Genomic DNA, 22,260 nt, shown 5'->3' with positions numbered 1-22,260 from the left:
CGACGAGCGGTGGGTGCCCGTCTTCCTGCTCGTGTACGGCGTCGTGTCGATCGTCGGGACGTGGCTCGGCGGGCGTCTGGGCGACTGGTCGGTGCTGCGCACCCTGGTCCTCACCGGCACCGGGTCGGCGGCCGCGCTCCTCGTCTTCTTCTGGAGCTCCGCAGCGCTCGTCCCGGCCGTGCTCACCGTCGCCGCCATCGGCCTGTTCAGCTCGGCCTGGGTCATCGGGCTGCAGCTGCGGCTCATGCAGGTCGCCGGCCCGGCCAGGACGCTCGGGGCGGCGATGAACCACGCCTCGCTCAACGTCGCCAACGCCCTCGGTGCCTGGGTCGGCGGGCTGGTCATCGCCGCCGGCTACGGCTACCGCGCGCCGGCGCTCGTCGGCGCGGCGCTCTCGGTGGCCGGCCTGGTGGTGCTGGGCATCTCCCTCCTCGTGCACCGACGCGACGTCCGGCCACGGTCCGGCGGTCACGGCCGGGGTGAGGTCGTCCGACCCGGCTGAGCCTCACACCCGCCTGACGCAAGGGCGACCAGCGTAGGCTCACCGTCCTGGCGGCCCCGGCGGCAGAGGAGCATCCTGGACGCATGGTCGCCCCACCTGTGCAGCCGCACGCCGAGCCACGCACCACCGCCAGCACCCTCAACTGGCTGCGCGCCGGGGTGCTCGGCGCCAACGACGGCATCATCTCCACCGCGGGCCTGGTCATCGGTGTCGCCGCCGCGACCAGCGACCGCACCGCGATCATCACGGCCGGCCTCGCCGGCCTCGCGGCGGGCGCCATGTCCATGGCGGTGGGGGAGTACGTCTCGGTCAGCACCCAGCGCGACAGCGAGCGCGCCCTGCTCGAGACCGAGCGGCGCGAGCTGCGGGACATGCCCGAGGAGGAGCTCGAGGAGCTGACCCAGATCTACCGCGCCAAGGGCCTGTCGCCCGGCGTGGCGCACCAGGTCGCCGTCGAGCTGACCCAGCACGACGCGCTCGCGGCGCACGCGGAGGCCGAGCTGCGCATCGACCCCGACGAGCTCACCAACCCGTGGCACGCCGCGTGGGCCTCGCTGGTCGCCTTCACCCTGGGCGCCCTGCTGCCCCTGCTCGCGATCGTCTCGCCGCCGCTGGCCTGGCGGGTGCCGGTCACCGTGGCCTCGGTGCTGCTCGCCCTGGTGCTGACCGGCTGGGTCAGCGCCACCCTGGGTCGCTCGCCCCGGCCGCGCGCGGTCGCCCGCAACGTCCTGGGCGGCTTCACCGCCATGGCGGTGACGTACGCCATCGGGGCGTTGGTCGGCACGCAGCTGTGAGCCCGAGGTGCCACACTGGCGCGGACGCGTCATACCCGAGGGAAGAAGGACGTCCGCATGGCCGACGAGACCACCACCCTGCTCATCCTGGGAGCCTCCGGTGACCTGACCCGGCGGCTGCTGCTGCCCGGGCTGGGGACGCTGCTGCGCGAGGAGACCGACCGCCGCGTGCGGGTCCTCGGCGCCGACCGGCTCGAGCTCAGCGAGGAGGAGTGGCAGACCAAGGTCCGCGACAGCCTCGCCGAGGCCGAGGTGCCCGACGAGGTGGCCGGGCCGGTGGTGAGCGCCGCGACCTACCTGCAGACCGACCTGCTCGAGCGCGACCAGCTGCAGGCGCTGCTCGACGCCGTCGACGAGCCGGTGGTGCTCTACTTCGCGCTGCCGCCGTCGGTGACGATCAAGGTGTGCGCGCTGCTCGAGGAGCTCACCGTGCCGTCAGGCACCCGGCTGGCGCTGGAGAAGCCGTTCGGCGACAGCCTGGAGACGGCGCGCGACCTCAACCGGCAGCTGCTGCGCGTCGTCCCCGAGGGCGACATCTTCCGCATCGACCACTTCCTCGGGGTCAACACGATCCTCAACCTCATCGGCATCCGGTTCGCCAACCGCCTGCTGCAGCCCATCTGGTCCGCCGAGCACATCGAGCGGGTGGAGATCTGCTACGACGAGACGCTGGCGCTGGAGGGGCGGGCCGGCTACTACGACCACGCGGGCGCGCTCATGGACATGATCCAGAGCCACCTGCTGGAGATCCTCGCGTTCTTCGCGATGGAGGCCCCGGCGACGATGCACGCCGAGGAGATCCGCGGGCTCAAGGCGCAGGCGCTGCGCGCGACCCAGCCGTGGGACCACGACCCGGTCGCCGCGTCGCGGCGCGCGAGGTACGTCGCCGGTGAGCTCGGCGACCGGACGGTGCCCGACTACGTCGCCGAGGAGGGTGTCGACCCGGGCCGACAGACCGAGACGCTGGCCCAGCTCACCGTGCAGCTCGACAACGCCCGGTGGGCCGGGGTGCCCTTCGTGCTGCGCTCCGGCAAGGCGCTGGGCGCCGCGTCCAAGCAGGTGGTCGTCACCTTCCGGGCGCCGGCGCACGTGCCGGACGGACTCACCGACACCCCCGAGCCGGACCGCCTCGTCCTCGAGCTCAAGCCGGGCAGCGTCTCCCTCGACCTGTCGATGAACGCCGAGGGCGACCCCTTCGAGCTGGAGCAGAAGGAGCTCACCGCCGAGCTGGGCAAGGCCCGCATGCTGCCCTACGGCGAGATCCTCGGCTCGATCCTCGACGGCAACCCGCTGCTGACCATCCGCGGTGACGAGGCCGAGGAGCTGTGGCGCATCGTGGAGCCGGTGCTCGACGCCTGGCAGGCCGACGAGGTGCCGCTGGAGGAGTACGCCGCCGGGTCCTCGGGCCCGGAGGGCTGGGTCTAGCTCCCTCCCGGGTCGCGGCTACCAGCTCCCGTGGCGTTTGTCGGTCGGCACGGGGTGGGTGCGGGGGTGGATGAGGTATGCCGTGCCGCCGGAGTACTTCAGCCACACCCGGAACAGCTCCGCGCGCCGGTAGACCAGGCGGACCCGGGCGTCGCTGGACGCCGCCGGGTCGTTGACGACGACGTCGCCGTTGCGGTCGAAGCCGCGCACCACGATGACGTGGCCGTTGCTGGACGCGATCGGCGCCCCGGTGAGCTCTCCCCGCTTCCAGGCGACGCTGATGACGACCGGCACCCCCGCGCTGATCCACTCCTCGAGCTGCGCGAGCGAGCCCATCCGGGTGACATAGGCGTCCAGCCCGTAGGTGGACGCCCAGGCGGTGTTGAAGGGCCAGTTGCCGTGGCCGCGGTACGCGTGGTCGTAGGTGAGGGACGCCGCGCGCGGCACGGTCACGCTCTTTCCCCAGTAGCCGAGCACCATGGAGACCGACGTGGGGGAGCACCACACCTCGCCGCCGTCCGGGTAGATCATCTGCGAGCGCTTCGGGACGTCCAGGTCGCGCCCCCAGGCCTGCCGGTCCGAGTAGACGGGCAGCCCCGCCGCCTCCCTGGCCGAGCTCGACGTCATGACCGAGACCATGCTCACGGCCGGGCTGATGCTCCGGTCCTTCGTGAACAGGGTCAGTCGGTACTGGAACCGGCTGCACACGGCTCCACCCGTGAGCGCGAGGAGATCCGTGTCGACGAAGCCGTCCGCGTTGCCCTGGCCCGGCACGCTGTGCCGCTTGACCGTCTCCGTGCCCTGCGCCCAGACCCCCATCCGGTAGAACTTCGTCCACCGCGACTCGGCCGGACGGTAGGCGCGGACCTCCACCTGCACCCAGGTCCCGGCCGGTGTCGTCGCGTTCCAGGACGTGATGATCCGGTCGAAGGGCTGGGCTGACGTGGTCTTCGGCGAGGTCAGGCGACCGTAGTAGTAGGGCCCGGAGATGCCGTAGCGCGAGGCGTTCCGCCCGGTCTGCAGGCCGCTCGACGCCAGCCGGAGGTGGGCGCGCCCGGAACGGCTCTCCACCACGACCGCGGTGCGGGAGGCCCGCTCGAAGTGGGCCGGGGTGCTGTGCCGGCGGAGGCTGACGTAGGGCTGCACCGCGGCGGCGGCAGCCGGTGCCGTCGAGACGGCCACGGACGGCGGGACGAGGGACAACGCGAGCAGGAAGCTCCTGCGGGTAGCGACCATGGCCAGTTCCTCCCCTGTGCCGGGACCCCCCGACACCCTCAGGTGGCCGACGACGCCGGCCATCACCTCGGGGGGATCGTACGACACCGGGTGGTCCCCGCGCTGGTGTCCGAGCGAGGTCGCGCCTGCCTTCGGGGTGGCCGTGGAGCGACTCAGCCCGCTGTGGCCTCGGCCGGGGCAGGACCGATGAGCTCGTAGACGTTCCCGTCCGGGCCGCGGTAGTGAGCCCACGCCCGGCCGGCCTCCTGCTGCGTGGGCCAGAGGAACTCGACGCCCACGCCCTCCAGGGCCCCGCGCGTCGCCTCGACGTCGTCCACCACGAGGCCGACGCACGGGCTGTCGCCGAAGGCCACGTGGTCCTCGTCCTCCGGGCCGTAGACGTGCAGCTCGGTGCCGTCCCCGAGGCGGAACCACGCCAGGCGGTTCGGCTCGTGTCGGAACGGCACCAGACCGAGGACGTCACGGTAGAGCGAGACGACAGCCGTGAACCGGGCGGCGTCCTCGAGACGCACCCCCAGGAAGCCGAGACCGTGCACATTCTCCACCATGAGCGGATACTACGCGCGGGCGCCGCTGCCGGGGAAGGCCCCGGACGGACCCCTCGTGGCCGCCGGGCTGGACACCCGCACGATCCCTCCCGGGCCCGCACGCTCAGACGCTAGAGTCCCCGCCATGGGATGGAGAGACCTGGGGGAGTCGGTCTGGATGAGCACACCGCTGACGGCGGCGCGCCGGGGTGCCCTGCGGGCGGGCACCCGGGCGCTGAGCACGACCTACAGCCTCTACAAGGTGCACCCGGCGACGTGGCGGCTGACCGCGACGCACTACCAGCCGTGGATGGGCGACTTCGCGCGGCTGCACGCCTGGATGACCTGCCAGCTCGGCTCGCTGCACGTGCCGGCATACCGCCAGCACCTGGCCGAGCACGACTGGCGCTTCCGCTGGTGGGACCTGGAGAACTACCCGCCGACGGACAAGAGGAGCTACGTCCAGCGGTATGACGAGACCGCCCGCACCCGCTCGGGCCGCCTCGAGCTGCGCGGGACGCTGGTCGACGAGAGCTCGGGCAGCTCCGGCACCCCGTTCAACTGGGTGCGCGGGCGCGACGAGCTCGCCGACATCCACCGCAACGTCGCCGGGTTCACGGCGCTGATGATGAGGGACGAGGAGCGGCTGTTCGCGATCAACGCCTACTCGATGGGCGCGTGGGCGACCGGCACCAACACCGGCATCGCCCTGGCCAAGATCGCCATGGTGAAGAACACCGGCCCCGACCTGGACAAGATCGTCGACACGCTGCGGCACTTCGGGCCGGGCTTCACCTACCTGGTCGCGGCCTACCCGCCCTTTCTCAAGGACCTGCGCGACCGGCTCGACGCCGAGGGGTGGGACTGGCCGGCCTGGCGGATGCACGGCCTGGTCGGCGGGGAGGGGATGACCGAGGCGCTGCGGGACTACTGCGAGGAGCGCTTCCTCACCGTCCGCTCCGGCTACGGCGCCTCCGACCTCACCATCGGGATCGGCGGTGAGACCGACCTCACCGTGTGGCTGCGCCGCGCGCTGCTGCGGGACCACGACCTGCGTGAGGCGGTGCTGGGACCGGGCGAGACCCGGACCCCGATGATCTTCCAGTACAACCCGCTCGAGACCTACCTCGAGACCACCCCCGAGGGGGAGCTGCTCTGCACCCTCACCTCGACCGCGGTGCTCTCGCCCAAGCTGCGCTACAACATCGGCGACGAGGCCCGGCTCATGGACTGGCACGACCTGGCGGCGGTGCTGCGCAGCCAGCCGGAGTGGCAGGCGCCGGCGCGCGAGGCCTTCGCCAGGCAGGGGATGAAGCTGCCGCTGCTGCTGCTCTTCGGCCGGGCCGACGCCACGATCTCGTTCATGGGCGCCAACATCTACCCCCAGGACGTCGAGAACGGCCTCTACACCGACCCGCGGCGGGCCGCCCAGATCGGCTCGTTCACGCTGACCCTCGAGGACGTCGAGCAGGACGCGACCCGCCAGCAGCCGACCATCCACCTCGAGCTGCGCGAGGACGTCCGGCTGGACGAGGCCGAGCGGTCCGAGCTGGCCGACGGGGTGCGCGAGGGGGTCGTCGACTACCTCGCCCGCACCAGCCGCGACTTCGCGCAGTCGCTGGAGGAGAGCGAGCGCAGCGACGACATCGAGGTGCGGGTGCACGACGCCGGCACCGGGCCGTTCGCCGCGATGCCCGACCGGCTCAAGCGCGTCTACCTGCGCCCCGGCGTGGGCGGCTGATGGAGCGCGCGGGGGCGGTCTTCGTCGGCGCGACGCGGTACACCTCCCCGGTGGCCTGGCTGCGGCTCGCCCCGCGGTGGCGGGCGATGGTCGACCAGATGCGCCGCATGTCCGGCTACGTGCACCACCAGGTCTACTACGACCCGCCGTTCACGCTCGGCACGGTCGGCTACTTCGCGACCCGGGAAGACCTCCTGCGCTTCGCCCGCAGCGGGGTGCACCGCGAGCTGATGCAGTGGGTCACCGACGGCACCGAGAACGCGACCGGCGGCTACATCCGGGTCTACGAGCTGCCGCCCGGGCCCGCCGAGGGGGAGGCCGGCCGTGCGCACCCGTGACTTCTCGGCGGCACCGCCGCTGGCCCGCGCCGCGGTGATGCTCACCGTCGAGCCGGGGCGCGGGCGCGCCTCGGCCGGGTGGCTGCGCCGGGTCTCCCGGGCGCTGCACGATCCCGCCCCGGTGCGGCGGGAGTGGCTGCGGGACGGGGCGCGTCGGGCCGGCGTCATCGCCTGGTATGCCGACGCCGCCGCCGCTACGGACGCGCGGCGGCGGGTGCAGCGGGTGGAGGGGGTCGTCGTCCAGGTGCACGAGGCGCACCCCGACGGCTACAGCAACGGGGTCTGGCGGGCGGAGGACGGGCAGATGGCGCACGTGGAACGGTTCACCCCGGTCGGGGCGGAGCAAGAGGGCCCGCCGGTCGTCCGCGGGCTCTCCGAGAAGGGCGCGAACCTGCGGGTCGAGCCGGTCCGCACCGAGGCCGACCTGCGCGACTTCCTGGGGCTGCAGCCGTGGGGGACCCGGCGAGAGACCCACGGGGTGCCGCTGTGGCACCGCACCGTGCGGTCGTGGTGGACCGGGCAGGGCCCGCACCAGGCTCACGGCACGGTCGAGCTCTTCGTCGTCCGCGACCCCTGGGACACGCTCGCCGGTCGGACGACCCTGCACACCGACGACCGGATGGACCACAAGCTCGGTGAGCGCACCCTGCTCATGGGAGCCACCGAGTTCGCCGGGGAGGCGGCGCTCGCGGTGATGGTCGAGCACGCCGAGGCGGTGGCGCGGCAGCGCGGGCGCACCCGGCTGCTCGGCCCGGTGTCGCTGCTGCCCAACCAGGTCGGGGGTGTGGTGACCTCGGGCTGGGACGAGCCGGGCTTCCTCGACGGGCCGTGGAGCCCGCCGCACTACCCGCGGGACTGGGAGGCGCTCGGCTTCGAGCGGATCTGGCCGGGCTCGACGTGGATCTGCCCCGACCTGGGCTCGCTCGACCCGGTGGCGCTCTTCGGCGGCGGCCCGTTGCCGGAGGGCGTCGTGCTGCGGCACGCCGACCGGCGCCGGCTCGAGCAGCAGCTGCCGGTGCTGCGGCAGATGCTCAACGCCTCGTTCGCCGAGCTCGACTACTACACCCGGATCGAGGCCGACGAGCTCGCCGCCGCGACCGACGGCCTCTCCCACCTGCTCGACGAGCGCCTGCTGCTGTGGCTCGAGCGGGCCGGCGAACCGGTGGCCTTCGTGCTGGTCGTGCCGGACCTCACCGGCTTCGTCCGCTCCACCGGGGGCCGGCTGGGACCGGCCGACGCCCTGCGCCTGCTGGCGACCCGGCGCCGTCACCGGCGCGACGCCGTGCTCATCATCAAGGGCACCGTGCCGGGAGCGCGCGGCCAGGGGCTGATGCGGCACCTGTCGCGCGAGCTGCTCGAGGGCCTGCAGGCCGGGGGGTATGCCACGCTCCGGGTGACCTTCGTCGAGGAGGACAACGCCGGGTCGCAGGCGCAGTTCGTCACCATGGGCGGGCGGCCCCTGCACGGCACCTGCTTCTACACCCGGCCGGTCCACATCGGGGGAGACGGCGGCCGCGACGGTGCCGGCGGCGACGGAGGGCCGCCCGCCGCGGACGCCGAGGCGGCCCCGGCCGTGCGCCTGCTGACCCGCGCCCAGGACTGGGGACGCGCCCCCAGCGCCCACAACACCCAGCCCTGGGACGTGCAGGCGGCGGACGACGACACGCTCGTGCTCGGGTGGCAGGCCGAGCGGGAGCTGCCGGTCGCGGACGCCTCCCGGCGCGACCTGATGCTCTCGCTCGGCGCGGCGGCCCGCAGCCTCGAGGCGGTGGCCGCCGACCTCGGCCTGGCCGCCGACGTGCGGTGGGCGGTGGACGCCGACACCCGGCGGGCCGCGGTCGTCCGGCTCCGTGCCGAGGGTGGCACGGCCGGGGGGGAGGGAGCGCAGGACGCCCGCACCGGGCGGGCGTCGGAGGGGGGGAGCCCTGGAGCCGGCCGCCCCGCAGCGGGTGGGCCTCCGGCGCGCCCGCCCTGGACCGTCGCCGACCTGCAGGCGCGGGCGACGGTGCGTGCGGCATACCCGCAGCATCCCAACCCCTGCCAGGTCGCCGAGATCGCCCGCACCGCCGGCCTGCCGGAGGGCACCGGGCTGCTGCACCTCCCCGACCGCGTCGTCGACGAGCTGCTGCCCGGGGCGACGGCGCACACGCTCACCGGCCCCGCCGCGGCCGAGCTGGCCGGGTGGCTGCGGCTCACCCCACGTCACCCGCGGCACGACCTGGACGGGCTGAGCGCGCAGTCGCTCGGGCTGTCGCGGGCGGAGGCGCGGGTCCTCGGGCTGCTCACCGGGTCGGGCGCGGCCCGTCGCACGCTGGCGGTCAGCCGGCTGGACCGGTGGGTGGCGCGCACCAGCCAGGTGCGGCCTCGGGGCGCGGTGCTCGCCCTGTGGGCCGCGCCGGGGCTCACGCTCGACGAGCTGGGGCCGCTCGGCGGGTCGCTGCTGGACTGCTGGCTGGCGGGCGAGCGCGGCGGATGGTCCGCGCACCCGCTCAGCGAGCTGCTCGACGAGCCCGGCTCCGCCGCGGCGCTGCACGCCCACGCGACCCGTGAGCTCGGTCACCCCGCGCAGGTGTATGCCGTGTGGCGCTGCGGACGGCCCGGCACCACGGCATACCGCAGCCCGCGCCTCACCGACTGACCTGGCCGGGTCCGGTCCGCCCGACCCCGTCGGGCGGACCGGATCCCTGCGGCAGCCGGTCCTTCTCGTCCGCAGGGCGGCGTGCCGTGCCGCTCAGCCCGCCCGGCGCGCCTCACGACGCGACCGCAGGCCGCTGGCCCAGGCCGACCCGCGGCCGACGAGCTCGTAGAGCACCGGCACCAGGATCAGGGTCAGGGCGGTCGAGCTGAGCAGGCCGCCGATGACGACGATGGCCAGCGGCTGGGAGATGAACGCCCCGCCGCCGGTGATCGCGAAGGCCATCGGGGTCAGCGCCAGGATGGTCGCGAGCGCCGTCATGACGATCGGGCGGAACCGGTGCCGGGCCCCCTCGAGCACGGCGTCGGTGCGCTCGAGGCCGCGGCCGCGGTACTGGTTGACGAGGTCGATGAGCACGATCGCGTTGGTGACCACGATGCCGATGAGCATGAGCAGGCCGACCATCGAGGCGACGTCCAGGGCGGTGTCGGTGATCAGGAGCAGCGCGATCGAGCCGGTCGCCGCGAACGGCACCGAGACGAGCAGGATGAGCGGCTGCACCAGCGAGTTGAAGGTCGCCACCATGACGAGGTAGACGATCGCGATGGCCGCCAGCAGGGCCAGCCCGAGCGCCGAGAAGGCCTCCTGCTGGTCCGAGCTCACCCCGCCGAGCGTGACCTGCACGCCCTCCGGGGTCTCGAGGCCGTCGAGGCGCTCCTGCAGGTCGGCGGTGAGCGCGCCGAGGTCGTCGGTCGCGGAGCGCCCGGTGACCGTCGCCGCCCGCAGCCCGTCGACCCTGGTGATGCTGACCGCCTCGTCCACGGTGCGCAGCTCGGCGACCTCGGCGAGGGCGACCGGGTCGCCGGCCGGGTCGGTGCCGACCTCCAGCTCGCGCAGGGCGGCGATGTCGTCGGCCGACCCCTCGCTCACGACGACGTCCACCCGGGTGGCGTCGATCTCCACCTGGCCGACCACCGCTCCGTCGGTCGCCGCCTGGATCGTCTGGCCGAGCTGGGCCTCCGCCAGCCCGGCGTCCGCGGCGGCCTCGCGGTCGACCTCGACCTGCAGGGCCGGCACGGTGTCGGTGAGGTTGTTGGTGACGTCCAGCGCCCCGGCGTCCTCCATGAGCGCGGCGACGTCCTGCGCCGCGGCGTCGATCTCGTCGAGGTCCTGCCCCTGGACCTGCACCTCGAGGCCGGACGCCGTCGGCCCGCCCTGCTGGCCGGCCTGCGCGGTGAAGCTGGCGCCCTCGGGCAGGTCGACGGAGGTGGTCAGCTCGTCACCGAAGGCCTCGCCGTCGACGCCCTCGTCCAGGGTCACCGCGAAGGTGGCCGTGTTGGCGCCGCTGCCGAGGAAGACGGCCTCGATGCCGCCGGGGCTGCCCGCGGTCACCTGGTAGGTGTCGACCTCGTCCTGGTCGGCCAGCCACGCCTCGACCTCGGCCGCCTGGTCGTCGGTGTCCTCCAGGGTGGTGCCCGTCGGCATGGTGAGCGTGCCCTGCAGGGTGTTCTCCCCGGTGCCGCCGATGAAGTCGGTCTTGAGCAGGGTCGCGGCATACCCGGTGCCGCCCAGCAGGAGCACCGCGAGGCCGACGGTCAGCCAGGGCCGGCCGAGGGCGGCCCGCAGCACCGGCAGGTAGGCGCGCTGCATGCGGTCGGGCTCGTCGGTGTGCTCGGTGTGCGCGGACTCGGGCTCGTGCTTGCCGATGCCGGAGCGGCGACCCAGGAACCAGAAGCCGAGCACCGGGATGATGGTCAGCGCCACGAGCAGCGAGGCGAGCATCGCCAGGGCCACGGTCACGGCGAACGGCCGGAACAGCTCGCCCACCTGACCGCCGACGAAGCCGAGCGGCAGGAAGACGGCGACCGTCGCGATGGTCGCCGAGGTGATCGCCCCGGCCACCTCCCGGGTCGCCTCGACCACGGCGGTGCGGCGGTCCTCGCCCCGGGCGACGTGACGCTTGATGTTCTCGATGACGACGATCGAGTCGTCGACGACGCGGCCGACGGAGATGGTCAGCGCACCGAGGGTGAGGATGTTGAGCGTGTAGCCCGAGACCTGCAGGCCCACCAGCGCGATGAGCAGCGAGAGCGGGATGGACACCGCCGTGACCAGGGTGAGCCGCACGGACAGCAGGAAGAGCAGCACCACGAGGATGGCGAAGCCCAGGCCCAGCAGTCCCTCGGTCGCGAGGTCCTCGATGGACTTCTCGATGAACGGCGCACCGTCGAAGATGGTCACCAGCTCGCCCCCGTCGAGCGCTGTGCTGATGTCGTCCTGCAGCGCCCCGAGCTCGTTGGAGATCTCGACCGCGTTGCCGTCGGGGGTCTTGGTGATGGCGAGGCCGACGCTGGGCTCGCCGTTGGTCCGGGTGTATGCCGCCGCCTCGCGCTCCTCGAGCGTCACCGTCGCGACGTCGCGCAGCAGGGGCACCTCGACCTCACCCGCCTCCTCGGCGGCAGCGGTGGCCTGCTCCGCCGCGCCGGCCGCGGCGGCGGCCGCCGCCGCGAGCTCCGGGTCAGCGGGGTTGGCCTGGGCCGCCTGAGCGGCGTCGTCCGCGGCGGTCTGCGCCTCCTGCGCCTGCGTGCGCGTCTGGGCGGCGGCCTGCTGGGCGGCGATGGTCTGCTGCCCGAGCATGGGCAGCGCGCCGATCTGCTCGGCGGAGGTGAGCCGGGAGCCGACCTGCACCGGCAGCTCGGTGTCGCCGTCGAGCACGGACCCACCGGGGAGCACCACGCCGTTGGCCTGCAGCACCTGGCTCACCGTCTGCAGGCTCACGCCAGCGTCGGCGGCCTCCTCCTCGTCGAGGTCGACGGTGACGACCCGGTCGGCCACGCCGGAGAGGGTGACCGAGCGGACGCCGTCGATGTCCTCGATGTCGGGGATGACCACCCGCTCGAGCCGGTCGACGAGGTCCCGCGCGTCCTCGCCGCCGCTGGCGGCGAGCTGGATGATGGGGAAGTCGTCGAGGTTGCCGGCGAAGATCTGCGGGCTGGCCGAGTCGGGCAGGTCGGGCAGCGAGAGCACGGCCCGCTGCAGGTCGGTCTGGGCGGACCCGGTGTCGGTGCCGTAGTCGAGCTCGACCACCACCGAGGAGAAGCCGTCGGTGCTCGTCGAGGACACCTCGACGACGTTGTTCAGGCCCTGGGCGGCCACCTCCACCGGCTCGGTGACCTGCTCCTCGACGACGGAGGTGCTGGACCCGGGCGTGCTCGTCGCGACGACGAGGACCGGGAACTGCAACGACGGGAAGAGCTCGCGCGGCAGGCTGCCGGCCGACCAGAGACCGGCCAGGATGCCGAAGACGGTGGCGAGCGCCACCAGCGCCCGGTTGCGGACGCTGAACAGGGTGAGACGTGCCATAGGATGCCTAGCCTAAGGCGAACCATTACCCTCGGACGAATCGAAGGAGCAGAGCGTATGGCGCAGGGCGACCCGGGTGGACGCGAGGCCCTGCTCGCGCGGATCGGCACGAGCGAGGCGCGGCTGCACGAGGTCGCCATGCGGTGGCTCGACCCGCTGCCGGTCCCTGCCGAGCTGACCCTGCGCCAGGTGCAGGTGCTCCTGCTGGTGCGGGCCAAGCCCTCCCTGACCGGTCAGGCGCTGGCCGACCACCTGGGGGTGTCGACCCCGACCACCAGCGGCATCGTGGAGCGGGTGGTCAGCCGCGGTTGGCTGGAGCGCGAGCACGACCCCGAGGACCGGCGCCGGCTGCTGCTGCGGGTCACGCCGGAGGGGGAGGCCGTGCTCGCCTCGCTCGAGGTGCCCGTCCTGCAGGCCAAGGCGCACGTCCTGGACCGGTTGCGCGACGACGAGCTGGCCGACCTGGCCCGCCTCATGGAGCGGATGCACGAGGTCGCCCGGGAGCTGGACGCCGAGCGCACCGGACCGGCCCGGCCCACGGAGGCGGGGTCCGGCGCGGAGTGACGAGAGGTGCGGCCTGGGGACCTGCCCTCAGATGCCGTGCGGGCGCTCCGGCGGGGTCGGGAAGGTCGCCCGGGCCCGGGACTCGACCCGGTCCTGGTCGCTGCCGAGCGACCCGGGGGAGCTGGCGACCTTGATGACGTGCACTGCGGCCCCCGCGATGACGAGCACGAGCAGGCCGAGCGCCACCCACGACTGGGTGATCACCCACCACACGAGCAGGGCGACGCCGACGACGGCGTAGGGAAGGACGGGGAAGGACTTCATCGGCCACCTCCTGGTAGGCCACCCACCATACCCACGGCCCGGTCCCGGCGCAGGTCAGGCGGTGTGCCGCCCGGCCGTGGGCGAGCCGGAGGCGCTCCCCGGGCCCGCCCGGGAGCGCTCAGGCGGAGAGCCCGAGACGCTCCAGCAGCGGGCCCACCTCCGGGTCGCGACCGCGGAAGCGCCGGTAGGTCTCCAGCGCCTCGATCGACCCGCCCCGGCCCAGCAGCTCCCGGCGGAAGACGTCGCCGGCGGCGCGCGTCATACCCCCGGGGTGGTCGGCGTCGCCCTGCTCACGGAACCACGCGACGGTGTCGGCGTCCATGACCTCGGACCACAGGTAGGAGTAGTAGCCCGCGGCGTACCCGCCGCCGAAGATGTGGTGGAAGTAGGCGCTGCGGTAGCGCGGCGGGATCAGCGGGAAGGCCACCCCGGCCCGCTCCAGCGCGGCCTGCTCGAAGGCCTCCACGCCGGAGCCGTCCTGAGGCAGCTCCGTGAGCGGCGTCTGGTGCCAGGCCTGGTCGAGGATCATCGCCTTGAGCAGCTCGAGCGTGTGGTAGCCGGTCTCGGTGCGGCTGTCGACGAGCTGCTCGACCCACTCCTGCGGGATGGTCTCCCCGGTGCCGTGGTGGCGCGCGTAGCGCTGCAGCAGCGCCGGCTCCCAGGCCCAGATCTCGTTGACCTGGCTCGGGAACTCCACGAAGTCGCGCGGCACCGACGTGCCGGAGCGCGAGGGGTAGCGCACGTCGGAGAGCAGCCCGTGCAGGTCGTGCCCGAACTCGTGGAACAGCGTGATGACGTTGGTCCAGGTCATGAGGCTCGGCTGCCCGGCCGAGGGCGGCGGCACGTTGCACGTGTTGGTCACCACCGGCAGGTCGCCGAGCAGGTGGGACTGGTCGACGATGCTCGTCATCCACGCCCCGCCCTTCTTGGTCGGCCGGGTGTAGGGGTCGATCGCGACGGCGCCCAGCTGGCTGCCGTCGGCCTCGCGCACCTCGAAGACCCGGGCCGCCTCGGTGTAGCCGACCAGGTCCTCCCGCTCGTGGAAGGTGATGCCGTAGAGCGCCGTGGCCGCGGCGAAGACGCCGTCGTGCAGCACCCGCTCGAACTCGAGGTAGGGGGTGAGCCGGCCGGTGTCGAAGCCCTCTCCCGCGCTGCGGGCGGCGAGGAACTGCCAGTCCCAGCCCTCCAGGGTGGCCCCGGGCTCGAGGGTCTGCAGCTGCTCGGCGAGGGCGTCGGCCTCGCGCTGGGCGATCTCCACGGCGCCCGGGGCGAGCCGGCCGAGCAGGTCGTTGACCGCGTCGGTGGTCTGGGCGCAGCCGACCTGGTGGACGTAGGCCGCGTGGTGCTCGTAGCCCAGCAGCGTCGCGCGCTCGGCGCGCAGCCGGGCGATCCGGACGAGGATGTCGCGGGTGTCGTGAACCTCGTGCCCGTCGCGGCCGAGGCCGCGCTCGACGGAGGCGCGGAAGACGCGCTCGCGCAGCCCGCGGTGCTCCAGGCTGTCGAGGATCGGCTGGCCGGTGGTGTTGGTGATGGTGATGAGCCACCCGTCCAGACCCTTGGCCTCGGCAGCCTCCCGAAGCCCGGCCCTGGCGTCCTCGTCCAGCCCGGCCAGCTCGGCCTCGTCGGTGACGTGCACCGCGGCCGCGGCGCGCCCGGTCACCAGCAGCCGGTCGAACTCGGTCGACAGCGTCGCCAGCTCGCCGTTGAGCTCACGCAGCCGCGCCTGGCCGGGCTCGTCCAGGGTGATGCCGCCGCGCTCGTAGGCGCGCAGCCGCTCTGTGAGCACGAACTCGTCCTGCTCGTCGAGGTCGACCTCCCCGGCGTCGGCCCGCTCGCGCAGCCGGGTGAGCCGGGCGTAGAGGCTCTCGTCGAGCATGATCGTGTCGGTGTGCGCGGCCAGCCGCGGCGCGAACTCGGCCATGATGGCGTCCCGCTCGTCGTTGGTGTCGGCCGACTTGGCTACCCAGAACGCCGACAGCGTGCGGTCCAGCGTGGCGCCCGAGGTCTCCCAGGCGTGCAGGACGTTCTCCACCGTCGCCGGCTCCGGGTCCTCGGCCAGGGCCCGCAGTGCCTCGAGCTGCTCGGCCATCCCCACCTCGACCGCCTCCCGGACGTGGGCGTCGGTGAGGTTCTCGTAGTCGGGGAGGGAGAAGGGCAGCGTGGACGGGGTGAGGAGGGGATTGGTCATACCCCTCATCAGATCACAGGCCACCCACGCACACTTCTGGACATAGCTTTCTGGGGAACGGGCCCCAGAAACCTCTGTCCACAAGTGGGGGCCAGGAGTGCTGCGCGGCCTACCAGCTGGACTTCGTGATGCCCGGCAGCTCGCCGCGATGGGCCAGGGACCGGAAGCGGACCCGCGACAGACCGACCTTGCCGACGTAGCCGCGGGGGCGGCCGTCGACGGCGTCCCGGTTCCGCAGCCGCACGGGGCTGGCGTCCCGGGGCTGGCGCCGCAGCTCGCGCTGGGCGGCCTCGCGCTGCGCCGGTGACCCGACGCGGACGGTCTCCTTCAGCTCGACCCGGCGCTCGGCATACCGGGCGACGACCTGCTCCCGGCGCCGCTGCGCCGCGATCTTGCTCTTCTTGGCCATGTCAGCGCGACTCCTTGAACTCGACATGGCGCCGGATCGCCTTGTCGTACTTCAGCAGCACCAGTCGGTCCGGGCTGTTCCGGCGGTTCTTCTCCGTGATGTACGTCGTGCCCGTCCCCGCGGTCGAGCGCAGGGTCACCTTGGGCCGGATGTCCTTGCTCCTGCCGGCCATCAGACCTTCTCCCCCCGGGCGAGCATCTGTGCGACGACGGCGTCGATGCCGTCCCGGTCGATCGTCTTGATGCCCTTGGCGCTGAGCGTGAGCGTGACGTGGCGGCCCAGCGAGGGCACCCAGTAGCGCTTGCGCTGGATGTTGACGTCGAACCGGCGCTTGGTGCGCCGGTGCGAGTGGGAGACGGAGTGGCCGAATCCGGGTTGTGCTCCGGTGACCTGGCACACACGTGACACGAGGGCTCCTTCAGTATGTCAGAATGAGAACGATTCTCAATCGTACAACCTAGAGAGGTCAGCGTGAAGAACGGCATCCACCCGCGCTACGAGCCGGTCGTGTTCCGGGACACCTCGACCGGGCACATGTTCCTGTCGCGGTCCACCCGGATCCCCGAGGCGACCGTGCAGCTCGAGGGCTCGACCTACCCCGTCGTCGACGTGGAGATCTCCAGCGACAGCCACCCCTTCTGGACCGGCACCGCGCGCACCCTGGACACCGAGGGCCGCGTCGAGCGCTTCCACCGGCGGTATGCCGCCTCCGCCGGTCGGCAGGACGAGTCCCGGTGAGCGGCGCGGCCCGCGGGCGGGGGACGACCCCGGTGCACCTGGTCACCGGCGTGCACACGAGCGCCATGGCGGCCACCACCATCGGGCTCCAGTGGGACCTGCCGGACGCGGTCGTGGTCGAGCACCGGATCGACCCCGACCACCAGCGCCTCGTGCGGGTCGTCAGCGACCGCACCGGCCGGCTGGAGGAGGAGGTCGTCGACCTCGAGCACGCCTGCGTCAGCTGCGCCATCCGCGAGGACATGGTGCCGACGCTGGACCGGCTGGGCGAGATCGGGCGCTGGTCGTCGGTCGTGGCCCACCTCGCGGCCGGTGCCGAGGCCTCGCAGGTGTGCCGGGTGGCGGGCTTCTCCGAGGGCAGCCTGAGCTTCCACGTGGCCTCGGTCGTCGCGTCCTTCGAGGGCGACGGCCTCGGCGACGTGCTGCTCGGCGACGACCTGCTCGCCGACACCCCGGTGCCGACCCTGCCGGAGGAGGACCGCGGGCTGGCCGAGGTGGCGGTGCCGATCCTGGAGTACGCCGACCTCGTCGTCGTCCAGGGCCGCCGCGACCCGGTCGGCCACGACGCCGTCCGCGCCCTGGCCCGCCCCGGTGCCCTCGTGCTGAGGGACAGCGGCGAGATCGACGCCCAGATCCTGCAGCAGGGGGTGCACCACCACGCCACGACCGAGGACTGGGTGAGCGACGTGCGCCGCGGGCCGGTGCCCACGCCGCAGACCGACGAGGTCTGGACCATGGACCTGTCCGCCGACCGGCCCGTCCACCCGCGCCGCCTCGAGCAGCGCTTCGAGGACCTGGGCGTCGGCTCGCACCGGGCGCGCGGCTGCCTGTGGGTGGCCACCCGGCCGGGGGACGTCATCGGCTGGGACGGGGCCGGTGGTCAGCACCGGCTGGGTCCCGTCGCGACCTGGGGCGCCCTCGGCGGACCGATGACCCGTGTGGTCGTCACCGGGCGGCGCGACGACGACCGCAGGTCCGCCATCCGCGGCGCCTTCGCCGACTGCCTGCTCACCGATGCCGAGCTCTCCCGTCTGGGCCCACGGTGGGAGCAGCACCAGGACGGGCTCGAGCCGTGGCTGGGCCCGATCCGGCGCGTCGCCTGAGCTCGTCGTCGCCGAGCCGCCCCTGACCGACCCGACCCCGACCGACCTGCGCGTCACTGACCTGCCCCTGATCGACCTGACCGCCCGGCAGCACCCCGAGACCGGCATACCCGAAGGAGAACACCATGGCCGTCCCCAAGCGCAGGCTCTCGCGCTCCAACACCCGGCACCGCCGCTCCCAGTGGAAGGCGACGCCGGTCGACCTGGTGCCCGTCACCGTCGACGGCACGACGGTCCAGGTCCCGCGCCGGCTGGCCCGGGCCGCCGAGCGAGGGCTGACGGTGCTGCGATGAAGGTCCGCGCGTCCCTGCGTTCCCTGAAGCAGGCCCCCGGCAGCCAGGTCGTCCGCCGCCGCGGCAAGGTCTACGTCATCAACAAGGAGAACCCGCGGTTCAAGGCCCGTCAGGGATGAGGCGGCGCACCTGGCGCCGTGAGGACTGCATAGGGTGGCGGCCATGAGCGACGACGCTTCGACGACCACGGGCGACACCCCTGCGACCGATTCCGCGACCCGCGGCGGCAAGGACCGTCCTGAGCCCCGCGACGTGATGGTCGAGACGACCCACACCATCGGCACGACCGAGGGCGAGCTGACCTACACCGCGCGGACCGGGCGGATCGTCATCCGCGAGGAAGAGGTCAAGGACGAGGTCTTCCAGGGCTGGACGCCGCGCGGGGAGCTGGCGGTCACGGCCTACACCAAGGTCGACGAGGACGGCGAGCCCGACCGCAGCCGGCCCATCACCTTCGTCTTCAACGGCGGCCCCGGGTCGAGCTCGGTGTGGCTGCACCTGGGCGTCCTCGGGCCGCGGATCGCCGACGCGGGCGAGCCGAACGACCCGACCGCGCCGCCCTACGCGCTGCACGACAACCCGCAGACGCTGCTACGCGCCTCCGACCTGGTCTTCATCGACCCCATGTCGACCGGCTGGTCGCGCGCCGTCGAGGGCGGCAAGGCCAAGGACTACCACGGGTGGAAGAAGGACGTGGAGCAGGTCGCCGAGCTCATCCGGCTCTGGTGCACCCGCGAGGACCGGTGGATGAGCCCGAAGCTGCTGGCTGGGGAGTCCTACGGCACCACCCGCGCCGTGTCGGTCGCCGAGCGCCTCTTCGCCAGCTTCGGTATGCAGCTCAACGGGCTGGTCCTCATCTCCAGCGTGCTGGACTTCGGCACCCAGGACTTCCGCTTCCTGCGTCACGACGAGGCCTGCCTGTCCTACCTGCCGACCTACGCCGCGATCGCGCACTACCACGGCAAGCACGAGGGGCGCAGCCTCACCGAGGTGCTCGGAGAGGCCGAGGAGCTGGCCGCCGGGAGCTACCGCTGGGCGCTGGGGCGCGGCAACCGGCTCACCACGGAGGAGCGGACCGACATGGCGGAGCGGCTCGCCGCGCTGACCGGGCTGTCCCAGGACTACCTCGACCGGTGCGACCTGCGGCCCGAGCACTGGCGCTTCTGCACCGAGCTGCTGCGCGACCGGGGCGAGACGGTCGGCCGGATCGACGGTCGCATCCGCGGCGTGCTGCACTCCGGCATCGCCGAGGGCATGGACGCCGACCCCAGCATCGACGCGATCATGGGCCCGTACGCCGCGGCGATCCACCACTACCTGCGCAGCGAGCTGCGCTCCGAGCTGGACCTGCCCTACGCCGTCTTCTCCGACGCCATCGAGCACTGGTCCTACAAGGAGTTCGAGGCCAAGCCGATCAACGTCGCCGACAAGCTGGAGCGGGTCATGCGCGCCAACCCGCACCTGCGGGTCCGCTTCGAGTACGGCTACTACGACCTGGCGACGCCCTACTCGGCCGCCGAGGACACGGTCGCCCACCTGCGGCTGCCGGAGGCCGCGCTCGACCGCATCGAGCACGCGTGGTTCGAGACCGGCCACATGCCCTACGTCGGCGAGACCTCGCGCATCGAGGAGGCCGAGGGCATCACCGACTTCGTCCGGCGGGCCGCGGGCCGCTCGTCGTAGCGGCCCGGTCCGCTTCGCGGGGAGAGATCCTCGGTCCGTCGCTAGGGTGTGCCGCATGCTGGGTCGCGTCGTCGGTGTCGTGCTGATGATCCCCGTCGTGCTGCTGGCCGTCGTGGGCGGGTTCAGCCTGCTGACCGACTGGCGGCCCTCGCTCAACCCGTTCGCCGAGGAGGAGGTCGACCGCTCCGGGCCCTCGGTCCTGCAGTCGCTCACCGAGATCAGTGAGTACCACGCGGCGAGCGCCTACTACGAGACGGTCGTCGACCTCGAGCGGGACACCCGCTTCGTGCCCGACTGGATCAGCGGCGAGCGGGTCCTCTACGTCGGCAAGGGCGACGTCGACGCGATCGTCGACTTCAGCGAGCTCGACTCCCGGCGGGTCCGGGTGTCCGAGGCGGACGGTGCGGTGACGGTGCGGCTGCCCCAGCCGACGGTGGGCGAGCCCACGCTGGACCTCGAGGACAGCTACGTCGTCAGCCTCGACCGCGGCATCGCCAACCGGTTCCGCGGCTCGGACCTCGAGCAGGAGGCCCAGCGCACCGCGGTGGCCCAGATGAGCCGGGCCGCGTCCGAGGGTGGGCCGCTCGTCGACCTGGCCGAGAGCAACACCGTCGCCATGCTCGAGGGGCTGCTCGACGCCCTGGGCCACAGCGACGTCACGGTCACCTTCGAGGGCTGAGTGGCGGCCTCCGCGGGCTCAGCGGGTGGGCGTCCTGTCGTCGGTGACGTCGGGCAGCGGCTCGACCTCGTAGGTGCCGGACGGTGCCTCGGTCTCCCGCTCGTCCGCCTTGATCGCCGCCACCCCGGCCACGATGAGCACCCCGCCGAGCAGCTGGACGGGGGCGGGGATCTCGGCGAGCAGCAGCCAGGCGAAGAGCACCGCGAACATCACCTCGGCCAGCCCGACGAAGGAGGACACCTTCGCCCCGAGCATCCGGGCGGCGACGATGCCGGTGAGGTATGCCCCGGCGGCCGCGACCAGGCCGAGCCACAGCACCGGCACCCACCACGGCGCGTCGAGCCCGGCGAGGACGACGTCGCCCGTGCTGACCGCCATCGGCACCACGCCGAGGACGCCGGCGAGGATGAGCGCGCCGGCGCCGATCGTCATCCCCAGCGCCGCGAACGCGGTCGGCGGCAGGCCGCTCGCGTCGTCCGCGCCGACCACGAAGAAGACCGCCAGGCCCACGGCTGCGAGCAGCCCCCACATCACGCCGACGGTGCTGAGCTGCACGTCGCCGAGCACGTCGAGGACGAGCAGCAGCCCGGCCACCGCCAGGACCACGCCGCCGACGGTGAGCGGGCGGGGGCGCTGCCCGTGCCGGGCCCAGAGCCAGCCGACGACGAGGAGGGGGCCGAGGTACTCCAGCATGAGCGCCACGCCGACCGACAGCTGCTCCACCGCGAGGAAGTAGAACAGCTGGCACCCGGCCACGGCGATGAGGCCGAAGAGCCCAGTGTGGATCCAGGTCAGGGGGCGGCGCAGCAGGTGCCAGCGGCCGCGCATCGCCACGACCGCGGGGGCGGCGAGGACGACCGCGCCGAGGGCCACCCGGGCGGTCACGGCAGCGCCCGGGGTCCAGCCCTGGAGGATCAGGCTCTTGCCGACCGCGCCCGCGGTGCCGAACATCGAGGCGGAGACCAGCGCCACGGCCAGCCCGAGCAGGAGGGTCCGTGCACCGGTCCGGCGCGTCGTCGTGGTGGGGTCGAGGCTGGTCCGCGTGGTGGTCATGGGGCTGGCCCCCTCTCAGGTGGGTGGCGTCAGGAGCGTAGATCTAGGACACTCATGACGATAACGACCTCTGTCATCAGGAGTCAAGTTGCCTTTCACTCATGACGCCGTCGAGGCGCTGCGGGCCGCCGCCGCGCTGGTCAACACCCGCACGGGCGCGGGCAGCGGCAGCGACCACCTGCCCTCGGAGCAGGCCGCCCAGGCCCGGGCGGACGGGATCGACACCCTGACGACGGTGGAGGACCTCGAGGCGTTCGTGGGGCAGTGGCGGTGGTCGGGCGCCCCGCCGCGCCGGCTGGCCGAGGTGCAGCGGGTGCGCCTCGTGCGACCCCGGCTCGCGAGCCTCTGGGAGCTCGAGGAGGCGGGGGTCGTCGACCTGGTCAACGAGCTGCTCGCCGAGGAGCGGGCCGTGCCCCGCCTCGTCGACCACGACGGGTGGGGGTGGCACCTGCACGCCGTGCCCGACGACGCCCCCTTCGCGACGCGCATGGTGGTCGAGGCGGCCATGGCGATGGTCGACGTCGTGCGCGCCGACGAGCTCGGGCGGTTGCGGCGGTGCGAGGCGGAGGGCTGCGACGGGGTCTTCGTGGACCTGTCGCGCAACCGGTCCAAGCGCTTCTGCAGCACCGCCTGCGGCAACCGGGTCGCCGCCGCGGCCTATCGTGGGCGCCAGTCCGACAAGGGCGACGCGGGCTCCGGTGAGGGGTCCGCGGACGGATGAGACG

At 73.3% G+C, this 22,260-nt stretch carries 23 protein-coding genes; 14 read left to right on the top strand and 9 right to left on the bottom strand.

All coding sequences use genetic code 11. The features are described from left to right. The 3 genes from EUS26_RS02475 to EUS26_RS02465 all read left to right on the top strand — a co-directional run. A partial coding sequence (locus tag EUS26_RS02475) for an MFS transporter (RefSeq protein WP_130011569.1) occupies nt 1-502 on the top strand: 502 nt, incomplete at its 5' end. 83 nt (nt 503-585) lie between these two features. Then, nucleotides 586-1,296 (top strand): VIT1/CCC1 transporter family protein, encoded by a 711-nt coding sequence (locus EUS26_RS02470; protein ID WP_130011568.1) that lies wholly within the window; start codon nt 586-588, stop codon nt 1,294-1,296. Between the two features lie 57 nt (nt 1,297-1,353). Beyond that, a complete protein-coding gene (locus EUS26_RS02465) occupies nt 1,354-2,721 on the top strand; it encodes a glucose-6-phosphate dehydrogenase (protein WP_130011567.1) in 1,368 nt (455 codons plus the stop codon). An 18-nt stretch (nt 2,722-2,739) separates the two neighbouring features. On the opposite strand, the gene EUS26_RS02460 is transcribed toward EUS26_RS02465, so the two are convergent. After that, entirely contained in the window at nt 2,740-3,957 is a 1,218-nt protein-coding gene (locus tag EUS26_RS02460; protein ID WP_165368474.1) for a peptidase C39 family protein, read from the bottom strand. Between the two features lie 152 nt (nt 3,958-4,109). Beyond that, the gene (locus EUS26_RS02455; RefSeq protein ID WP_130011565.1) at nt 4,110-4,505 is read right to left on the bottom strand and encodes a VOC family protein; all 396 of its coding nucleotides are present in this window, start codon (nt 4,503-4,505) and stop codon (nt 4,110-4,112) included. Between the two features lie 124 nt (nt 4,506-4,629). Here EUS26_RS02455 and EUS26_RS02450 point away from each other — a divergent pair, with 124 nt between their 5' ends. The 3 genes from EUS26_RS02450 to EUS26_RS17080 are packed head-to-tail and all read left to right on the top strand — an operon-like array spanning nt 4,630 to nt 9,201. Continuing rightward, the gene (locus tag EUS26_RS02450; protein WP_130011564.1) at nt 4,630-6,225 is read left to right on the top strand and encodes a phenylacetate--CoA ligase family protein; all 1,596 of its coding nucleotides are present in this window, start codon (nt 4,630-4,632) and stop codon (nt 6,223-6,225) included. Then, nucleotides 6,225-6,563, top strand: coding sequence for a monooxygenase family protein (locus EUS26_RS02445; RefSeq protein ID WP_130011563.1), 339 nt, complete (start codon nt 6,225-6,227; stop codon nt 6,561-6,563). Before EUS26_RS02450 ends, EUS26_RS02445 begins: the two co-directional genes overlap by 1 nt. Further along, complete coding sequence (locus tag EUS26_RS17080; protein ID WP_202865004.1) at nt 6,550-9,201, top strand: nitroreductase family protein; 2,652 nt, start codon at nt 6,550-6,552, stop codon at nt 9,199-9,201. Before EUS26_RS02445 ends, EUS26_RS17080 begins: the two co-directional genes overlap by 14 nt. A 93-nt stretch (nt 9,202-9,294) precedes the next feature. On the opposite strand, the gene EUS26_RS02435 is transcribed toward EUS26_RS17080, so the two are convergent. Further along, on the bottom strand, nt 9,295-12,561 hold the full coding sequence (locus EUS26_RS02435) for an efflux RND transporter permease subunit (RefSeq protein ID WP_130011562.1): 3,267 nt from the start codon (nt 12,559-12,561) through the stop codon (nt 9,295-9,297). A gap of 57 nt (nt 12,562-12,618) precedes the next feature. Between EUS26_RS02435 and EUS26_RS02430 the strand changes: the two genes are divergently transcribed. Further along, nucleotides 12,619-13,125 carry a MarR family winged helix-turn-helix transcriptional regulator gene (locus EUS26_RS02430; protein ID WP_165368473.1) on the top strand — a complete coding sequence of 169 codons (507 nt, stop codon included), beginning with the start codon at nt 12,619-12,621 and terminating at the stop codon, nt 13,123-13,125. 27 nt (nt 13,126-13,152) lie between these two features. Here EUS26_RS02430 and EUS26_RS02425 read toward each other — a convergent pair whose 3' ends face one another. From EUS26_RS02425 to rpmB, 5 genes are all read right to left on the bottom strand, one after another. Beyond that, nucleotides 13,153-13,389: a hypothetical protein gene (locus EUS26_RS02425; protein WP_130011560.1), complete on the bottom strand. Its 237-nt coding sequence runs from the start codon at nt 13,387-13,389 to the stop codon at nt 13,153-13,155. A gap of 118 nt (nt 13,390-13,507) precedes the next feature. Continuing rightward, the gene (locus EUS26_RS02420) at nt 13,508-15,577 is read right to left on the bottom strand and encodes a M3 family metallopeptidase (protein WP_130011559.1); all 2,070 of its coding nucleotides are present in this window, start codon (nt 15,575-15,577) and stop codon (nt 13,508-13,510) included. 109 nt (nt 15,578-15,686) lie between these two features. After that, nucleotides 15,687-15,986, bottom strand: a complete 300-nt coding sequence (gene rpsN / locus EUS26_RS02415) for a 30S ribosomal protein S14 (protein ID WP_130011558.1) — start codon at nt 15,984-15,986, stop codon at nt 15,687-15,689. Between the two features lies 1 nt (nt 15,987). Then, nucleotides 15,988-16,158: a 50S ribosomal protein L33 gene (rpmG, locus tag EUS26_RS02410; RefSeq protein ID WP_130011557.1), complete on the bottom strand. Its 171-nt coding sequence runs from the start codon at nt 16,156-16,158 to the stop codon at nt 15,988-15,990. Beyond that, entirely contained in the window at nt 16,158-16,394 is a 237-nt protein-coding gene (gene rpmB, locus EUS26_RS02405) for a 50S ribosomal protein L28 (protein ID WP_130011556.1), read from the bottom strand. Before rpmB ends, rpmG begins: the two co-directional genes overlap by 1 nt. Before the next feature lie 63 nt (nt 16,395-16,457). Between rpmB and EUS26_RS02400 the strand changes: the two genes are divergently transcribed. The 6 genes from EUS26_RS02400 to EUS26_RS02375 all read left to right on the top strand — a co-directional run bounded on the left by EUS26_RS02400 (nt 16,458) and on the right by EUS26_RS02375 (nt 20,482). Further along, complete coding sequence (locus EUS26_RS02400) at nt 16,458-16,724, top strand: type B 50S ribosomal protein L31 (RefSeq protein ID WP_130011555.1); 267 nt, start codon at nt 16,458-16,460, stop codon at nt 16,722-16,724. Further along, on the top strand, nt 16,721-17,827 hold the full coding sequence (locus EUS26_RS02395) for a GTP-binding protein (RefSeq protein WP_202865003.1): 1,107 nt from the start codon (nt 16,721-16,723) through the stop codon (nt 17,825-17,827). The genes EUS26_RS02400 and EUS26_RS02395 overlap by 4 nt, the downstream gene beginning before the upstream one ends. A gap of 125 nt (nt 17,828-17,952) precedes the next feature. After that, nucleotides 17,953-18,120: a 50S ribosomal protein L32 gene (gene rpmF, locus EUS26_RS02390; protein ID WP_130011554.1), complete on the top strand. Its 168-nt coding sequence runs from the start codon at nt 17,953-17,955 to the stop codon at nt 18,118-18,120. Beyond that, complete coding sequence (gene ykgO, locus EUS26_RS02385) at nt 18,117-18,239, top strand: type B 50S ribosomal protein L36 (protein ID WP_130011553.1); 123 nt, start codon at nt 18,117-18,119, stop codon at nt 18,237-18,239. Before rpmF ends, ykgO begins: the two co-directional genes overlap by 4 nt. 43 nt (nt 18,240-18,282) lie before the next feature. Beyond that, entirely contained in the window at nt 18,283-19,803 is a 1,521-nt protein-coding gene (locus tag EUS26_RS02380; RefSeq protein WP_130011552.1) for a S10 family peptidase, read from the top strand. Between the two features lie 55 nt (nt 19,804-19,858). Then, nucleotides 19,859-20,482, top strand: coding sequence for a DUF4230 domain-containing protein (locus EUS26_RS02375; protein ID WP_130011551.1), 624 nt, complete (start codon nt 19,859-19,861; stop codon nt 20,480-20,482). A gap of 18 nt (nt 20,483-20,500) precedes the next feature. Here the strand turns inward: EUS26_RS02375 and EUS26_RS02370 are convergent, their stop codons facing one another. After that, complete coding sequence (locus EUS26_RS02370; RefSeq protein ID WP_130011550.1) at nt 20,501-21,535, bottom strand: EamA family transporter; 1,035 nt, start codon at nt 21,533-21,535, stop codon at nt 20,501-20,503. Between the two features lie 88 nt (nt 21,536-21,623). On the opposite strand from EUS26_RS02370, the gene EUS26_RS02365 reads away from it, so the two are divergent. Next, nucleotides 21,624-22,256 (top strand): CGNR zinc finger domain-containing protein, encoded by a 633-nt coding sequence (locus EUS26_RS02365; RefSeq protein ID WP_130011549.1) that lies wholly within the window; start codon nt 21,624-21,626, stop codon nt 22,254-22,256. Nucleotides 22,257-22,260: the final 4 nt, after the last annotated feature.

Origin of the sequence: Serinicoccus sediminis, assembly GCF_004153545.1 — a bacterium.
Classification (GTDB): Bacteria; Actinomycetota; Actinomycetes; order Actinomycetales; family Dermatophilaceae; genus Ornithinicoccus; species Ornithinicoccus sediminis_A.
The sequence above is the reverse complement of the archived record's forward strand: the minus strand, read 5'-3'. Positions and strand labels throughout refer to the sequence as shown.

Coding starts and splice junctions, on each gene's coding strand:
- EUS26_RS02430 (WP_165368473.1), top strand. CDS start 12,619: ATGGCGCAGGGCGACCCGGGTGGACGCGAGGCCCTGCTCGCGCGGATC.
- EUS26_RS02465 (WP_130011567.1), top strand. CDS start 1,354: ATGGCCGACGAGACCACCACCCTGCTCATCCTGGGAGCCTCCGGTGAC.
- EUS26_RS02445 (WP_130011563.1), top strand. CDS start 6,225: ATGGAGCGCGCGGGGGCGGTCTTCGTCGGCGCGACGCGGTACACCTCC.
- rpmG (WP_130011557.1), bottom strand. CDS start 16,158: ATGGCCGGCAGGAGCAAGGACATCCGGCCCAAGGTGACCCTGCGCTCG.
- EUS26_RS02425 (WP_130011560.1), bottom strand. CDS start 13,389: ATGAAGTCCTTCCCCGTCCTTCCCTACGCCGTCGTCGGCGTCGCCCTG.
- EUS26_RS02460 (WP_165368474.1), bottom strand. CDS start 3,957: ATGGTCGCTACCCGCAGGAGCTTCCTGCTCGCGTTGTCCCTCGTCCCG.
- rpsN (WP_130011558.1), bottom strand. CDS start 15,986: ATGGCCAAGAAGAGCAAGATCGCGGCGCAGCGGCGCCGGGAGCAGGTC.
- EUS26_RS02420 (WP_130011559.1), bottom strand. CDS start 15,577: ATGACCAATCCCCTCCTCACCCCGTCCACGCTGCCCTTCTCCCTCCCC.
- EUS26_RS02470 (WP_130011568.1), top strand. CDS start 586: ATGGTCGCCCCACCTGTGCAGCCGCACGCCGAGCCACGCACCACCGCC.
- EUS26_RS02455 (WP_130011565.1), bottom strand. CDS start 4,505: ATGGTGGAGAATGTGCACGGTCTCGGCTTCCTGGGGGTGCGTCTCGAG.
- EUS26_RS02380 (WP_130011552.1), top strand. CDS start 18,283: ATGAGCGACGACGCTTCGACGACCACGGGCGACACCCCTGCGACCGAT.
- EUS26_RS02375 (WP_130011551.1), top strand. CDS start 19,859: ATGCTGGGTCGCGTCGTCGGTGTCGTGCTGATGATCCCCGTCGTGCTG.
- EUS26_RS02370 (WP_130011550.1), bottom strand. CDS start 21,535: ATGACCACCACGCGGACCAGCCTCGACCCCACCACGACGACGCGCCGG.
- EUS26_RS02435 (WP_130011562.1), bottom strand. CDS start 12,561: ATGGCACGTCTCACCCTGTTCAGCGTCCGCAACCGGGCGCTGGTGGCG.
- ykgO (WP_130011553.1), top strand. CDS start 18,117: ATGAAGGTCCGCGCGTCCCTGCGTTCCCTGAAGCAGGCCCCCGGCAGC.
- EUS26_RS02450 (WP_130011564.1), top strand. CDS start 4,630: ATGGGATGGAGAGACCTGGGGGAGTCGGTCTGGATGAGCACACCGCTG.
- rpmF (WP_130011554.1), top strand. CDS start 17,953: ATGGCCGTCCCCAAGCGCAGGCTCTCGCGCTCCAACACCCGGCACCGC.